The following is a 16362-nucleotide window of genomic DNA, read 5'->3' as shown; positions in this document are numbered from 1 at the left end:
TTCAATAAAAATTATATTTTTGCAGTCAAGTTTTAAACCAAAAACACTTAAAATTATGTCAGACATTGCATCAAGAGTTAAAAAGATCATCATTGACAAATTGGGCGTTGACGAAGCCGAGGTAACTCCTGAAGCCAGCTTTACCAACGACTTAGGTGCTGACTCTTTGGATACGGTAGAACTGATCATGGAATTCGAAAAAGAATTTAACATCTCCATTCCTGACGAACAAGCTGAAACTATTACTACTGTTGGCCAGGCCGTAGCTTACCTGGAAGAACATGTAAAATAATCCTACTTAACCAGAATTGTTTTAATGCAACCAAAACGCGTAGTCGTTACAGGTTTAGGCGCGCTTACACCGCTCGGCAATTCCGTTCAGGATTACTGGCAGGGGTTGACGAACGGTGTATCCGGCGCCGATTTTATCAGACAATTTGATGCTTCCAAGTTTAAAACCCGTTTTGCTTGCGAACTGAAAAATTTTGATCCCACCCAATATCTTGACAAAAAGGAAGCGCGCAAAATGGATCCGTTTACCCAAACGGCCGTTATTACTGCGGACCATGCTGTACAGGATGCCAACATCAGCCGCCACACTGTAGATATAAACAGGGTAGGCGTTATCTGGGGGACCGGCGTAGGGGGAATGATCAATTTCTGTCATGAAATGAGAGATTTCTACCTGGGGGATGGAACGCCACGTTTCAGCCCTTTTCTGATTACGCGCCTGATCACCGACATAGCTGCAGGCCACATTTCGATCCGGCACGGGTTCCGGGGACCTAACTTCTCAGTAGTTTCTGCCTGCGCCTCCTCTACCAACGCGATTATTGAAGCCATGTACCAGATCCGGTACGGGAAGGCTGATATAATGATCACCGGTGGTTCTGAAGATGTGATCAACGAAGCCTGTGTAGGCGGGTTTAACGCTATGAAGGCTTTGTCTGAAAGAAATGATGATCCTAAAATTGCTTCGCGGCCTTTTGACCTTGACAGGGATGGTTTTGTAATGGGCGAAGGAGCAGGCGCACTGGTGCTGGAATCGTATGACCATGCGATGGCCAGGGGCGCCAAGATCTATGTAGAGTTAGCGGGAGGAGCCGCCACGGCAGATGCACACCATATTACAGCACCGCACCCGGAAGGACTGGGGGCTATGAATGTAATGCGGCTGGCATTGGAAGATGCCGGGATGAGCAACCAGGATATTGATTATATTAATGTACACGGCACCTCTACGCCTTTAGGCGATGTGGCAGAGGTAAAAGCCATTCAGCAGGTCTTTGGGGAGCACGCATACCAGTTAAACATCAGCGCCACCAAATCCATGACCGGGCATTTACTCGGCGCAGCCGGCGCGGTAGAATCCATAGCAGCCATCATGTCTATTATTGACGGCATTGTACCTCCTACCATTAATCATTTTACAGACGATCCTATACTGGACGCCCGCCTGAACTTTACTTTTAACGTCGCACAAAAAAGAGCTGTCAACGCTGCATTAAGTAATACCTTTGGCTTCGGCGGCCATAATGCCTCCGTTATTTTCAAAAAATTCGTTGCTTGATTGTGTTGTGAAATTACTGCCAGGATTTTTATATCGCTTCGTAACCAGGAAAAGGCAACTTTATAAAGACCTTTACAACCTGCTTGGCTTTGCGCCAGGTAACTTCTCATTGTATGAAGTGGCCCTCAGCCACCGTTCCAGCAAAGAAAAGTTCCTGGAAAGCAATGAAAGGCTGGAATACCTGGGTGATGCCATTTTGGGCGCCATTATAGGCGATTACCTGTTCCGCAAATACCCCTACAAAACAGAAGGCTATTTAACTGAAATGCGTTCCAAGATCGTGAACCGCCAGCAGCTGAATGAAATAGCCATCAAAATGGGCCTGCGCAAGCTCACCATTTACGATAAATACAACAGCTTTCTCAAGATCAGCCAGATCTTTGGCAATACCCTGGAAGCCCTGGTGGGTGCGGTATACCTGGATAAAGGTTATAACCGTACCAAACAGTTCGTGTACAAGCGCATTATCCTCCCCTACATTGACCTGGAAATGCTGGAAAGCGTGGAAATGAACCACAAGAACAAGCTTTACGGCTGGGCCAATAAGAACGGTAAGGTGCTGGAGTTTGAGCTGCTGGAAGAGCAGATGGACAACGGCCGCCGTATTTTTACCGTAGGTGCAGTGGTGGATGGAGAGCTGATCTGCAGCGGCAAAGCCTTTAATAAGAAAGATGCCAGCCAGATAGCTGCCCAGCAAGCCATAGACCTCTTAGGGCTGGGGGAATGATGCAGATGTGCAGATGGGCGGATATGCAAATGTGCAGATGAATGCGTTTACACCAGCCTGGCGTATTATAATTCCCACATTATTTTTCACCTTACTTCTCTCCATCGTAGTCCGTAATTCCGATCACATTCCCCGCCGGATCCTGTAACTCTGCTGCCCAACCGGTATTAATGCGATAGGGCTTTTTTGTAAAGCGCACTCCTTTTCCTGATAATGCCATGTACAGCTCCTGTACGTCTGATACCTGTAATAAGATGGCCGGCCTGGCATCCGGGAATTTTGTGCTGTCTTTTAAGATAATGGCTGCTTCATCATTGCCTATCCGGAAGGCCAGCAATCCTTTTTCTGAAAAATCAAAATGTATGCCCAGACCCAGGGTGTTGGCGTAAAACCGGCGGCTTTCCTGCAGGTTATTAGCCGGCAGGAAAAAGTTGTCGATGCAAAGGATCTTGTTAGTATTCATTACACGATGTTTTAGTTTATTGTTGTTCATCCAAAGGACTATCACCAGTAGCCAGGGCAGCCAGATGTGCATTTTCATGCGGGGTCAGTTTTAATACCTACCTGTACCCGCGTAATGTTAGCCGCAGGGTTTTCAAAGTCGCAGTGAATGTATTGCTCCCTGTTATGGCCGCTCATGGGCAGGCCGCCTGACAGCATGCCGTTAATCAGCTTTTCGTAAGTCTCATGCAGGTTATCCCAGTCGCCGTTGTGCTGCATGCTTACACATTGGAAAGCCGGTACGGTTTTGCAGGCATAAGGGGCCGGCACTTCTTTCAGGGTGGTTACCGGTACGCCTATTTCCAGGGTGAAATAACTTTCAGGATCGCCGTTGAAACCATAGTAATGCCAGTGCTGCGGGCCGGCCAGCTCCAGGTCGTTCGCTATTGCGGCACGTACCAGCTCTTTGGGGGCCATGCGTACTAAACCCATCATACCGGCCAGGTTGGTGTAGTAGCTGCGGTAAAAGAAGCGGAAAGGGGCTATGTGCTCAATTTGCGGGGCGCCGCTTTTCAGAAAGAACTGTAACCAGAAGGAGAGGTTCTCGTGCTGCGCTAAGCCCAGCTCCTGGTAAATTGCCTGTGTAAATTCTACCATGGCGGTGCCGGTGGCCGTAATAATATGCCGGTCGGTGATCACCGGCGCCTGCACATAGTTCTTTGCTGCCTGATAGTCCGGTACCCGTGTTTTTAATAATTGCAGGTCATTGCTGGTATGCTGCACATGATCCAGGAAACCATGGCGGGCCAGGAAAACCGTGGCGCCACAAATAGCGGCCAGGGGTTTTTGCGCCTGCACCAGCTGTGTTACCAGGGGAATAAGCGCCTGGTGTTTGCCATTTTCCATTGAATGGCCGCCAGGTAGCAGTAAAAAGTCGATAGCTGCGGCATCCACATCAGCCAGGCTTTTAGCAGGGTTTAACACAATGCCTCCGCCGGAAGTAACGGGTTTCCCATCTTCAGAAAAAGTGACTACCTCCACACCGGTAAAGGTGTTTAAACCATAGAGGGCAAGCGCAGGTTCCCAGTCGGAATAACCATCAAAAACAAACAGGTAACAATTTTTAGCCGGCTGCATAACATCAGTTTTTTAATACTGTATGTAAAGCAACACCGGGGGAGTGACAATGTTATGTCAGCAGCAACAAAAGAATTTTTGGATTATACATTATAATGCGTAACCAGCTCCCGTGTAAGCTCCTGCATACGCAGGGTTAGCTCATCAGGGGTAATAATCTTTACATCGTTGCCCCACATTAAGATCCAGCGTGCAAAATATTCAAGCGGGTAGCTGTTCATGAAGGTAAGCGTTACATGCTGGTCGTCTGTTTTTTCTTCTACCAGCCCGTAGTAATATTTCTGGCTGCCCAGGTAACGCGCCACCCGCAGGCTGAAACATACCTTGTAAGTATGGCTGGGCGCAGGTTCTGAGTTATGACGTTCCAAAAACTCCTGCAGGGAAATATGTTTGGATTTATCGTAGCTGGTGTTGGTGATGTGCAGGTTGCGGATGCGGTCTGTACGGAAGTTGCGGTAGTCGCGGCGCAGCAGGCACCAGGCAATCAGGTACCAGGTATTGTTGTTATGATAAATGCCGATGGGCTCTACTTCCCTTTTGGTAAACTCGCTGGTGTGCGCGGCGCGGTATTCCAGCTGCAGCACCTGCTGTTTGCCCAGGGCCTGTTGTATATCTGTAAGAAAGCGGTTAGGGAATTCATCCAGCTGCGGTGCGTGGTTACGTACTACGGCAATATTCTCGTCCAGCACTTCCAGGAAATCTTTTTCGCTGCCGCGCAGCACGGCCCTGATCTTTTGCATAGCGCTGCTGAACTGCTGCCGGTTGGAGCGGTCGCTGAATTGTTCCATCAGCTTTTCGCCGGTAAGCAGGGCTGCGGCTTCTTCCCGGTTAAACATTACGGGCGGCAGGTGATAACCTTCTACTATATAATAGCCGGTGCCGGCCTCTGCTCCTATGGGCACACCGGATTCCTGCAGGGCCTTTACATCGCGGTACACGGTGCGCAGGCTAATGTTAAACCGCTCTGCGATTTCGGCGGCTTTAACAATCTTTTTACCCTGGAGCTGGATGAGTATAGCGGAAAGGCGGTCTATGCGGTTCATGAAATGCAATTTAATATTTCCCTGGCAACCTTATTATACCACATTCCGTATACATGATATTGCCAATTATTATATCTTTAGGTGGGACAATTCGAGAGAGAAACTAAAAAAAAATTTTTTACAGATTAAACCTTTCGTCAAACGGGCTGTCTGATAGATAGCAACTTTCCCGAGGAAATTATAAATAGTTGATACTGAGCACTTTTACATCGTTTTCCCCTGAAGATATTTTAAAGTTTTGATGCTACAGTACAGAATATAGGTTAAATGGTAAGTCCCTGCAATTTTTTGCGGGGACCTTTTTTTTACACGCAATTTTCCCCGCAAACGTACGAGTGTTAAATAGTGTTAACGATTTTAGCCGGTTGCTGAAATTTTTTTCAACTTTTTTTTGAAGCAGCAGCACTATTTTTTTTAATAGGTAATAACACTTTCGTGAGAGCATGAAAATCCCTGGATACCACGGCGGTACTGGTTGTAACCCTGGAAGAGATCAGGCCATCTTGCAATTCCCGTTCTTAGTAGTGATGATGTTGGGTGATACTACAAGTAACATTTTCTTCAAACAATGCTTTCTTGTTAAGACGAATGCTTTGGGATAAGTGATGCTGCAAGAGTATTTCCTGCAGATGAGTTTTTGTTGTTATCGCGGTACTTTAGATGGGTGCCATCTATAAGCACAATGATGCCGGGTTACAAATGGCAGGAATAGAGAATACAAAGGCGCTAAAACCCCGTGGATGAATGTGCAGAAACATTCTCAAAACCTGGTGGCAAAAAACGCAAACATACTCTCAGTAAGCAGCTATTTATTGCCTACTGCACCGGGATAGCAGTGGCCTGCTGCGGCCCAGCCGCACTCTATTGTGGCTGACTTCAAATCCGCTACCACAGGGCATTTCAGAAAGCACATGATGCAGCCTAAAAACTTTCTACGTTAACCGATGATTAACATATTAAAATTAGAATCTGTTTAATTTTGATCCTGAAACGAGGGAGATAATCAACCCATCTTCCGGTTCAGGAATCGCTGTTTATTTGAGTTCAAAATATTGGGGTATTGCATTTAAAAGATCATTACCCGGCCATATCTGGAAGGGGGGACATTTTTTATGGCTGCTTTCAGAGCACAAGTAATAAAACAAAATAAACAGCCATCCTCTTCATAACCGGCCCCGCATAAAATTCTTTTACCGTACGCTTTGTTACGGGTTAATATATTGTCATTGTCATGTGAATGTTTGCAAGAATCATTTTGTGTCTTTTAATGGTTAAACCAAATAAGGAATGAGCCTGATATTCATCAGGCTTCCTTTTTGGGGGAACATCATCTTTGGGACTGGCAGCATCGCCTTAAACTTACCGGATGATCTCATACATCATCCGTTTTTTACTAAACGTTGTGTCTTAATGGATAGCTTGACGGAGCTTGATGTCTATCCGGCTCTTACCTTTTATGCTGCTATTTTTATTAGTCTACAAAATTTGTAGGATATTATTTGGTAGTTTAATAAGCCTCTTTTATATTTGTATCACCACCCTAATTAATCACCACCATTAATTAGTTGATTTATAAAAACCAGCACCTATAAATTAACTAACATGCCTTCAAAACCTTTACTGATCTCATCTTCCGGCTGCATGCCCTGTTGTTGTTAACGCAACTATACCACCTTACTAAAATAACATACTAAGTAAAGATCCAAAACCAACGTTTAACTTTTGTTCTCTGTTGTTAGGCCTGCGAGGCTGCTACGGTGGCCTTGCAGGTATTTGTAACAGGGGCAGTCAATCCTTTTTTTATGCAATACGCAGCTTCCTTTGCCTCTATAGGCGTGATCGTTATACTCATCGCATATACTGTACAATCAACCGTAACACAGGTGAATAAGCTTAGCCCTTTTACTACCGGTACTGTGCAGCACAGCAACCATTTATTTAGCAGCAGCACCGCTGTTAAGTCCACTGTTTTCGTGGTAGATAAAACCAACAGCAGCCTAACCTGGACCGCCAGGAAAGTAACCGGGCAGCACACCGGCAGCATCCGTATCAGCAGCGGTACTTTGGAGCTGGATAATAACCAGCTGCAGCGTGGCAGCTTTGAGCTGGATACCCGCTCTATTACCGTTACTGATCTGAAAGATGCAGACAGCAACGCAAAGCTTACCGGGCATTTGAAGAGCGAGGATTTTTTTGCAGTGGAAAAATTCCCTGCAGCTAATTTTACTATCAGCAGTGTGACGCCGGTAAGCGGCAACCAGCATACGGTTACAGGTAAGCTTACTATTAAAGGCATTACGCATGACCTCAGCTTCCCTGCCACTGTTGTTATTAATGGCAGTAAGCTTAGCGCCAAAGCATCGGTAAAAATAGACCGCACCAAATACGATATTAAGTTCCGCTCAAAAAGCTTTTTTGAGAACCTGGGCGATAAAGCCATCTATGATGATTTTGACCTGGATATAGCATTGCTGGCCAGCGCACAGTAATATCATTTACCGGTGACAGGTTTAAATGAACCTGACACCGGTAAATGGCTAATATATGAATGGTTTGATCTGCATATTGCGCGGCTGGAAGAAAGCAGCTATCTTGGTTGCGCCAACCAATATACAAGCAGATTAAACTAAAAATTATGAGTAAATGGTTAATGGGGTTACCCGCCCTGCTCTTGCCTATGTTAACTGTGCAAGCCCAGAACATCAGTAAATATGATAGCCGTGATAAGATCAAGCACGGCGGCTATACATTGCTGGTGCTGAACAAAGATTCCACCTTTAACCCGGAGGTGAAGCAGAAGCTGGAAGATGTATTTTTTAAAGTATATCCCAAGCTGGCCGATACTTTCAATAAAAAAACCTTGCGGAAAGTAACCTTTATAATAAACCCTGAATACGATGGGGTAGCGGCCACCAATGCCAGTAGCGGCGAGGTAAACTTTAGCCCCGAATGGTTCCGCAAGCACCCGGAAGATATAGATGTGGTTACACATGAAGTAATGCACATTGTACAGAATTATCCCGACGATGCCGGCCCCGGCTGGTTAACAGAAGGTATTGCAGATTATGTACGTTATGCGTTTGGGGTAGATAATGCAGGCGCCAACTGGAAGCTGCCGCAGTACTCATCTGCACAAAACTATACACAAAGCTACCGCACTACTGCCCGCTTCCTGGCCTGGCTGGAGAAGAAAGTAAAACCCGGTATTGTAAAAGTGCTGGATGAGAGCATGCGCAACCGGAAATACACTCCGCAGATCTGGCAAACCCAGACCGGTAAAAGCCTGGATGAGCTGTGGAGCAGCTACGCGCAAAACCCGGAATTGTAAGACTATACATATCAATAATAGGAGATACCCCCACAGAATGTAAAATTTAAAATGTAAGATCATAAACCGGCGAAAGAGGTTCATAGAGACCATTGAAAAGACTTTATGAACGAGATAAACCGACAAAGGAGGTTCATAGAGACCATTGAAAAGACTTTATGAACGAGATAAATGTAAAAGGGAATGCAGCGAACCACATCGGACCCGCTGCATTCCCTTTTACATTTTACATTTAAGATTTTACATTTTACCTTCTTCCCCGCTCTGTCCTCCCCTCCGAATATCTTATCAAGTTTGCAGGCAGTTAATTTTCGCAAACAATCGGTTAATTAGTGTGACATAGACACTTATTTTACTCTGTAATTTTATCCTCACAGATCGTACTGAACATTCAACCAAAGTAAGGAGACCAGCATCGGCCCGGGACATTTTAGCCGGCACTGTAATTCATTGTAGCTTTTTTACCATTAAAACATATGACATGCGCTTATTTCACGTTAAGGCCACGCTGCTATTAATACCGTGGTTATTTGCATCGGGATACCTGCTGGCTCAGGGACCGGTATCCGGCAAGGTCACAGATGCAAAGGAAGGCAATCCGCTGCCAGGTGTCAGCGTGTCCGTAGCCGGCACCAATACCGGCAGCATTACGGATGTGGACGGTCATTATACGCTTACCGTACCTGCCGGCGGCAAAACGCTGATCTTTAAGTTTACAGGCATGAAAACCGTGGAGATGCCGCTGAACGGGCGCTCCACCGTAGATATACAGCTGGAATCCACCGAGGTAGGTTTGAATGAAGTAGTGGTAGTAGGTTATGGAACACAGCGTAAAGGCGATGTAACCAGCGCCATTGCCAGTGTAAAATCTGAGAACTTTGTAAAAGGCGCGGTACGTGATGCAGCACAGCTGATACAGGGTAAAGTAGCGGGGCTAACCATATCTACCCCCAGCGGCAACCCCACAGCTAATACACAGATCCAGCTGCGTGGCATCACTACCTTAAAAGCAGGCACCTCGCCACTGGTATTGATAGATGGTATTCCCGGTACTTTAAATACAGTAGCGCCGGAAGATATTGAATCCATTGATGTGCTGAAAGACGGCTCTGCAGCAGCTATTTACGGTACGCGCGGCACCAATGGCGTAATCCTGATCACTACTAAAAAGCTGCATGGCGATATGCGGCCCACCCTGCAGTATGATGGCTATGTAAGTGTGCAAACCATTGCCCGCCGCCCGGAATTTTTAACCGGGGATGATTACCGCCGGCTGATCAGGGAAGGTATTGACTTTGCGGACTACGGCGCCTCTACCGACTGGCTGAAGGAAATCACGCGCACCCCGGTGAGCCATACACATAACCTCACCTTCCAGGGCGGCAGCGCCACTACCAATGTTACTGCATCATTGAACTACCGCAACTGGCAGGGCCTTTTCCTCAACTCCGACAATAAACAGGTAACCGGCCGTGCAGATGTGAACCATACTATGCTGGATGGCAAGCTGAAGGCCAACCTGAATGTGATAACCCGCAGCCGTACCTACTGGTCTGGCGTGGATGTTGGCGAAGGTGGTTTCAGCGATGGGAACAGCTTTAATAATTATGTGTACCGGCAGGCGCTGATACGTAATCCAACAGACAGTGTGCGCAATTCAAAAGGCGACTGGCTGGAACGTAACATTTATTTCTATGATAACCCGGTGGCTTACCTCATGGAATCATACGGGCAAAATGACGAAAGGGAAACGCGCCTGAACGGCAGCCTTACACTGGAACCTATTAAGGACCTGAAGTTTAAGCTGTTGCTGTCCGGCAATCAATGGTCGGAAACCAGGGGGTATGCAGAAACCAAGAAACATGTATCTACCGTAAAAAATAACCGCAATGGGTATGCTTCCCGGGGCAGCTCAGACCGGCGTGATAAGTTGCTGGAATTTACTACGGAATATGCGCGCAGCTTTCAAAAGCACCGTTTAAGCTTATTGGGCGGTTACAGCTACCAGGATAATACACAGGAGAATTTTTACATGCAGAACTGGGATTTTCCAACGGATCAATATTCCTACAACAGCATGGAAACCGGCAATGCCTTAAAACGTGGCGATGCTGTTATGGGCAGCTCTAAAGACAAATGGAAGCTGATAGGTTTCTTTGGAAGGCTAAGCTATAACTGGGATGATAAATACCTGTTGCTGGCCAGTGTGCGCCATGAAGGATCATCCAAATTCGGCAGCAATAACCGCTGGGGTACATTTCCCGCTGTATCGCTGGGATGGCGCGTAAGCAAAGAATCTTTTATGAGCGGCCTTACCTGGCTGGATGACCTGAAGCTTCGTGCAGGCTTTGGCGTTACCGGTACTATCCCGAATGACCTGTACGCCTCCCTGCGCAGCTTTAATTATGGCAACCGCTTTCTGATAAACGGGGTATGGGTGCAGGGCCTGGATGCCGTGCGTAATCCCAATGCAGACCTGCGCTGGGAAAAGAAAGAGGAGTATAACATAGGGCTGGACTTTTCATTGATGGACGGCCGTATTTATGGTAACATAGATGCTTACCGCCGTTTAACAAAAGATGCCCTGTTTGATTACCAGGTACCGGTGCCGCCTTACCCTATGCCGCAGATTGTGGCTAATGCCGCGCAGATCAGGAATACCGGGCTTGAGGTGCTGCTAAACTTTGTACCGGTACGCAGCAAAAATTTCCAGTGGACATCCGGCTTCAATTACTCCACCAACAAAAATGTGCTGGTGTCTCTTTCCAGCAGCAGCTTTGCCGCTACCAACGATTACTTTGATGCCGGTTACACCGGGGAACCTATACAGGAAGCTACCCACCGCGTGCAGGTAGGTAAGCCTATCGGTAATTTTTATGGCTACAGATCTATTGGTATTGATGATAACGGCCGCTGGATCATTGAAGGAAAAGACGGCAAACCGGTAGCCAGCGCAGATAAAAGTCCGGATGATAAAAAGATCCTGGGTAACGGTTTACCCAAACATTTCCTGGGATGGAATAACAGTGTGCGGTACAAGAACTTTGACCTGAATGTTACCATGCGCGGTGCATTTGGTTTCCAGGTGCTGAACTTTCAGCGGCTGTTTTACGAGAACCCGAAGGTAGTGCAGTACAACATGCTTAAAACGGCGTTTGATAACGTATATGGTAAAACACGGCTGAATGATGACCTGGCGTTGGTAAGCTATTACATTGAAAATGGCGATTACTGGAAAATAGATAACGTTACCCTGGGGTACAACTTCAACACCAAGGGTTTAAAATATATACGGAATGCGCGCATTTATGTAGCTGCCCTGAACCTGGCTACCATTACCGGTTATAAAGGTATTGACCCGGAAGTGAACCGCACCGGCCTGGCGCCTGGTGATGATGAGCGGGATAAGTACCCTACCACCCGCACTTTTACCGCAGGCGTAAACCTTACTTTTTAAAACAATAGTTATGAAAAACAGGCATTGTATATATACAGGTTTGATGATGATAGCTGTGATGATGTTCACAGGCAGCGCATGCACCAAACTGGATCCTGAAACTTTTTCGGAGATCGTGGAAGAAAATATTACCTACAAGGAATCAGATACATCGGCTATCATTGCGCAGGCCTACAGCCCTTTGCGGCCTGTAATGGCCGACTGGATGGGCTTATTTGACCTGCAGGAGGAAAGCGCCGATGAGATTATTACACCAGCGCGGCCTAACGGCTGGTATGATGGCGGCACCTATCAGCGTATGCACCGCCACACCTGGACCTCTTTGCAGGAACAGCCCAGCGCATTATGGGGGCGTGTATACCTTGGCGTTGTAAATGCCAACCGCGCCATTTCATTAATTGAATCCGGCGAGCTGCCAGTAGGGGCGGCAAAGGCAAGCCTATTGGCAGAGCTGAAGGCGCTGCGCACTTACTATTACTACATTTTGTGCGACAACTTTGGTAATGTACCGCTGATCACTGACTACAAGGATCTTTCTGTTCCCAAACAAAGCAAGCGGCAGGAGGTATATGATTTTATGGTGAAGGAGCTGAATGATAATATGGCGCAGCTCCGCGAATCGGCCGGTACCGGCATGTACGGCCGTTTTAATAAATGGGCGGCTAAAACACTGTTAGCTAAAATATACCTGAATGCGCAGGTGTATACCGGTACAGCAGCTTTCCCGCAATGTTTACAGCAGTGTAATGATATCATACAGGCTGCCGGTACGGTAGGTTATATGCTGGAGCCGCAGTACCGCGATAACTTCAAGACCAATAATGAAACATCCCGGGAGCTGATCTTTACTATTCCCTATGACGACGTGAATGCGCTGGGCTTTATTATCCATATGAAAACACTGGATCCTTTGAGCCAGCAGGTATTTCGCATGGAAGCGCAGCCCTGGGGTGGCAATTGCGCGGTGCCACAGTTTATTGACACGTATGATGCGGCTGATACCCGGTTAAAAGATACCTGGCTGCAGGGCCCGCAGAAAACGCCGGCTGGTGTGGAAGTGATCAACTATGTAAAATTTGTGGAGAGCATAGAAAAAAGTAAGTCCAATGAAGGCTACCGGATCGGTAAGTACGAGATCAAGGTAGGGGCTAAAGGTTCTTTGAGCAATGACTTCCCGGTATTCCGCTATGCAGATGTGCTGATGATGAAAGCGGAGTGCCTGTTACGTGCCGGCCAGATCTCAGAAGCCGCTGCATTGGTGACCCAGGTGCGCCAGCGGGCATTTGCCAGCACCACACCTGCGAAAGCTACGGTTACGGTGGCTGACCTGCAAAAAGGCAGCAGCTACCAGTATGGTTACTGGAACAACGGGCAGATCACGGAACTGCAAGGCGGGGCAGATGTTACTTACGGCCGTTTCCTGGATGAGCTGGGCTGGGAGTTTGCAGCGGAAGGCCACCGCCGCCAGGACCTGATCCGTTTCGGTATTTTCACTACTAAAAAGTGGTTCCAGCACCGGCCCAACGGGGATAACCGGAAGCTGTTCTTTATACCGCAGGAGGAGATGAATAAGAACCCGAACCTGGTACAGAACCCGTAATAAGGCCTGGCAGCCCGCCATAATTCAATATGGCGGGCTTTTTTTTGGAATTGTGGGTAAAAACCTTATTTTTGCGTCCCTGAATAGGAATTTTCAACCGGAGAAGTGCAGGAGTGGTTGAACTGGCACGCCTGGAAAGTGTGTAAACTCGAAAGGGTTTCAAGGGTTCGAATCCCTTCTTCTCCGCAAGCTTTAAAGGGATGGACGAAAGTCTGTCCTTTTTTTATGCACACAAGTGAACATTCAAAAATTTACAACTACATTTGCTTTGCAAAACAATTAATGTTTGTTGCCCAAAAAATACCTGAATTTTAATAGCCATTGGTCATGTAAACCCGTTTTTAACTTCAATAATCCATAAACATTTCAATTTAAAATTTAAACATCTCTTATCTATGAAAAAGAGCTTATTTGCAGCGTTAGCGCTGAGCGCATTGCTTTTCGCATGCTCAAAGGAAAAGACAACCCAGGACAAGCCCGCTCCATCAGGAAAGAAGGTCCCTGTTAATGTTAGTATTACTGATTTTGTAAAGAAGGTAGAGCAGCTACCTAGTCCTTTAGGTAGAAAAAGTAACCTGTCTGCAAAGGATTCTTCACTCAGCACCGAGATCTCCGACATTTATTTCTTCGTGTTCGAGAGTCATAATCAGGTGGTTGATTTTATACACCAGCGCTCAACAGATGACAACTTTGGCATTATTGCCGATTCATTACCCGAGGGAAATTACAGGATCGGTTTAGTGGCTTCTACAGACAGCCTTACGCTTATTGCGGGAGCAGTATTCACAAATCAACCTGACGAAACAATGGCGCCAACACCGTTTCCGGATGTGTTTTATAAAGGAGCTGACATTACTGTAAGCGCTGAGGGTACCAATATATATGATCTGTCATTAGAACGTATAGTGGGATTCCTGGAAGTAAATATAGGAGACGCCCCGGCCATCAGTGCAGACTCAAGTGTTACAGTAAACCTGAGATTTGAGAACAGTTATTTGAGCCCGGTATATGGCGATTCATACTCGGGAGCATTTCTTATTCCTATGAACATCCCACGTCGGAGCCAGCAGGTATTTAATGCCTTTGTGATGAGTACTTATGCGGATGTATTCGTGGATATTATTTACCCGGATAGAACGACCGGAGCACTGCTAACAAAGACGATCAACTACGTTGGGATTGACAAGAACGCAAAGACCATCCTGAGCGGAAATCTTTATTCAGCGCCTCCTGTGCCTGAGAAGTTCAGTAATGGCTTTAATGTTAGCATAAATAAAATTTGGGGACCATCGAATGAAATTGGCTTCTAATGTTTTAAAGGGATGGATGAAAGTCTGTCCCTCTTTTTATATTTAGTCTATGGCTTATAAAAGAAAAGGACATCTGACCGTAGTAACAGAGTGGTGTAAACACCTGCGCAAATATATGCACCGGATGTATTGGAAAGGAGAAAGAAGGGCCGCTAAGAAGCTGTTAACGAAGGAACTCACGGATACTCAGGGCAGAGGACAATAAAAGTTCTGCCAATTTATTTTATTACTTTTGCAATATATTTATCCACTAGCCCATGACCCGTAATACCGCTGCACAGTATATTTTCCTGTCATTTCTTTTTTTTGCTATAGCCTGTTCTGAGCCGGAAAAGCCGGTAACGAAGAAGGAAGCAGCAGAGGTAGCCGCCTCGCTGGTAAATGCCTTTGCCCATCGTGATGCCAGCCGGTTCAATGAGCTGCTGGACGTGGACGCCTTTAAAAAAAGGGTTGTGAACCACACCGGTGATAAACTTGCGTCATCAATAGTGGCAGGTGCAATGAAAAGTATGAAATCTGGGGAGTTTGGCCTTCAAATAGTAAGAGCCCTTGGCAACAAAGGAACTTATGAGCTGGTAAAGCAATATGAAAAAGACGATCACCAGCACCTGGTCTTCCGGCTGTACGATGAGCAACTTAACTACCACGACTTAGAGCTTATCAAAAAAGGGAACCAGGTTAAAATAGCAGACATATTTGTGTATGTCACAGGAGAAAATCTAAGCAACACTTTAGCTGAATCGCTCCGGTCCATGACTGAACAAGAAGAAGCAGTAAAGGAAGTCGGTAAAAAGGATGTAAGAAAAGTACAGCTGATCAAAAAATACATCAATTTAAATGATTATGAAAAGGCCAGCCAGGTTTTTGAAACACTTCCTGCTGTGATGAAGGAGCAGAAGCTCATTAAGATAATATATATTCAAATTGCCAGTGGCCTGGGAAATGATAAATACCTGGCTGCATTAAACAAGTTTCAACAAGAGTACCCCGACGCACCTAATATGTACCTGCTCATGGTTGATGCTTATTTCCTGAAGAAAGACTTCCCAGCTGCCATGCGGTGCATTAACCACCTGGATTCACTTATTAACAAGGATCCCTTTTTGGATTATTACCGTGCATTGATCTGTAAAGAAAGTAATGATGATGTGAACAAGCTGGTTTACCTGAAAAGGCTGCATCAAAATATGCCTGATTTTGGATCCGGCACGCTGGAACTGATCAATGCCTATGTGGATGACAAACAATGGGACCAGGCGGTGCCACTTACCCAACAATACAGGAAGAGCAAAAATGCCGACACCACAACGCTTAAAATGTTGTATCTGCTGAATCCCGACTTCAAAAAGAAAATGAAGGCGGCAGATGATCATTAATTATACCTCGGCCGCTACTTCCGACGGCGTTTTTCCAAACTCCTTTTTAAACACAAAGGAAAAATGTGAAAGGTCTTCAAAGCCTACTTCCAGGTATACCTGCAGCAAAGTTCGGTATTAAGTTCAGGAGCGGCTTTGTTGCGGAGTTCAATTTTGTTTTGTTGTGAGGGTCAGGTTACGCCAGTGGTAAATGGTTACGTATTAGTATTGTTTTTCCGCGTTGACAGCTCAGTTGGCGTTTGTCCGAACAACTTTTTAAAGGCAAATGAAAAATGAGACAATGCTTCAAAACCCAGGTCAATATAAATTTCAGACGGTTTTTTACTTCGTTTATCGATCAGAAAATAGGCATCCTCCAGCCGTTTCCGTATCA

At 46.2% G+C, this 16362-nt stretch carries 14 protein-coding genes and 1 tRNA gene; 10 read left to right on the top strand and 5 right to left on the bottom strand.

Annotation, left to right across the window (positions count from 1 at the left end; all coding sequences use genetic code 11):
- Positions 1 to 55: 55 nt before the first annotated feature.
- The 3 genes from VIM87_RS22245 to rnc are packed head-to-tail and all read left to right on the top strand — an operon-like array spanning position 56 to position 2297.
- Positions 56 to 292 (top strand): acyl carrier protein, encoded by a 237-nt coding sequence (locus VIM87_RS22245; protein ID WP_012788038.1) that lies wholly within the window; start codon positions 56 to 58, stop codon positions 290 to 292.
- A gap of 24 nt (positions 293 to 316) precedes the next feature.
- Positions 317 to 1570: a beta-ketoacyl-ACP synthase II gene (fabF, locus tag VIM87_RS22240; RefSeq protein WP_331999136.1), complete on the top strand. Its 1254-nt coding sequence runs from the start codon at positions 317 to 319 to the stop codon at positions 1568 to 1570.
- On the top strand, positions 1536 to 2297 hold the full coding sequence (rnc, locus tag VIM87_RS22235) for a ribonuclease III (RefSeq protein WP_331999135.1): 762 nt from the start codon (positions 1536 to 1538) through the stop codon (positions 2295 to 2297). Before fabF ends, rnc begins: the two co-directional genes overlap by 35 nt.
- Before the next feature lie 91 nt (positions 2298 to 2388).
- Here the strand turns inward: rnc and VIM87_RS22230 are convergent, their stop codons facing one another.
- The 3 genes from VIM87_RS22230 to VIM87_RS22220 form a co-directional block, all read right to left on the bottom strand.
- Positions 2389 to 2838 (bottom strand): VOC family protein, encoded by a 450-nt coding sequence (locus VIM87_RS22230; protein WP_331999134.1) that lies wholly within the window; start codon positions 2836 to 2838, stop codon positions 2389 to 2391.
- On the bottom strand, positions 2835 to 3875 hold the full coding sequence (locus VIM87_RS22225; RefSeq protein ID WP_331999133.1) for a DJ-1/PfpI family protein: 1041 nt from the start codon (positions 3873 to 3875) through the stop codon (positions 2835 to 2837). The genes VIM87_RS22230 and VIM87_RS22225 overlap by 4 nt, the downstream gene beginning before the upstream one ends.
- A gap of 83 nt (positions 3876 to 3958) precedes the next feature.
- Entirely contained in the window at positions 3959 to 4918 is a 960-nt protein-coding gene (locus VIM87_RS22220; RefSeq protein ID WP_331999132.1) for a YafY family protein, read from the bottom strand.
- Positions 4919 to 6720: 1802 nt separating this feature from the next.
- Here VIM87_RS22220 and VIM87_RS22215 point away from each other — a divergent pair.
- From VIM87_RS22215 to VIM87_RS22185, 7 genes are all read left to right on the top strand, one after another.
- Positions 6721 to 7407 carry a YceI family protein gene (locus tag VIM87_RS22215; RefSeq protein ID WP_331999131.1) on the top strand — a complete coding sequence of 229 codons (687 nt, stop codon included), beginning with the start codon at positions 6721 to 6723 and terminating at the stop codon, positions 7405 to 7407.
- A gap of 146 nt (positions 7408 to 7553) precedes the next feature.
- Complete coding sequence (locus VIM87_RS22210) at positions 7554 to 8246, top strand: basic secretory protein-like protein (protein ID WP_331999130.1); 693 nt, start codon at positions 7554 to 7556, stop codon at positions 8244 to 8246.
- Positions 8247 to 8727: 481 nt separating this feature from the next.
- On the top strand, positions 8728 to 11703 hold the full coding sequence (locus tag VIM87_RS22205; RefSeq protein ID WP_331999129.1) for a TonB-dependent receptor: 2976 nt from the start codon (positions 8728 to 8730) through the stop codon (positions 11701 to 11703).
- Positions 11704 to 11713: 10 nt separating this feature from the next.
- Positions 11714 to 13303, top strand: coding sequence for a RagB/SusD family nutrient uptake outer membrane protein (locus VIM87_RS22200; RefSeq protein ID WP_331999128.1), 1590 nt, complete (start codon positions 11714 to 11716; stop codon positions 13301 to 13303).
- 99 nt (positions 13304 to 13402) lie between these two features.
- Positions 13403 to 13489: transfer RNA gene (locus VIM87_RS22195), tRNA-Ser, on the top strand.
- Between the two features lie 209 nt (positions 13490 to 13698).
- Positions 13699 to 14613: a FimB/Mfa2 family fimbrial subunit gene (locus VIM87_RS22190; RefSeq protein WP_331999127.1), complete on the top strand. Its 915-nt coding sequence runs from the start codon at positions 13699 to 13701 to the stop codon at positions 14611 to 14613.
- 257 nt (positions 14614 to 14870) lie between these two features.
- Complete coding sequence (locus tag VIM87_RS22185; RefSeq protein WP_331999126.1) at positions 14871 to 15989, top strand: hypothetical protein; 1119 nt, start codon at positions 14871 to 14873, stop codon at positions 15987 to 15989.
- On the opposite strand, the gene VIM87_RS22180 is transcribed toward VIM87_RS22185, so the two are convergent.
- Both VIM87_RS22180 and VIM87_RS22175 read right to left on the bottom strand, forming a co-directional pair.
- Complete coding sequence (locus tag VIM87_RS22180) at positions 15990 to 16097, bottom strand: helix-turn-helix domain-containing protein (protein ID WP_331999125.1); 108 nt, start codon at positions 16095 to 16097, stop codon at positions 15990 to 15992.
- Between the two features lie 86 nt (positions 16098 to 16183).
- The gene (locus tag VIM87_RS22175) at positions 16184 to 16348 is read right to left on the bottom strand and encodes an AraC family transcriptional regulator (RefSeq protein ID WP_331999137.1); all 165 of its coding nucleotides are present in this window, start codon (positions 16346 to 16348) and stop codon (positions 16184 to 16186) included.
- Between the last annotated feature and the right edge of the window lie 14 nt (positions 16349 to 16362).

This window comes from Chitinophaga sp., from assembly GCF_036569125.1.
GTDB lineage: Bacteria > Bacteroidota > Bacteroidia > Chitinophagales > Chitinophagaceae > Chitinophaga.
The sequence above is the reverse complement of the archived record's forward strand: the minus strand, read 5'-3'. Positions and strand labels throughout refer to the sequence as shown.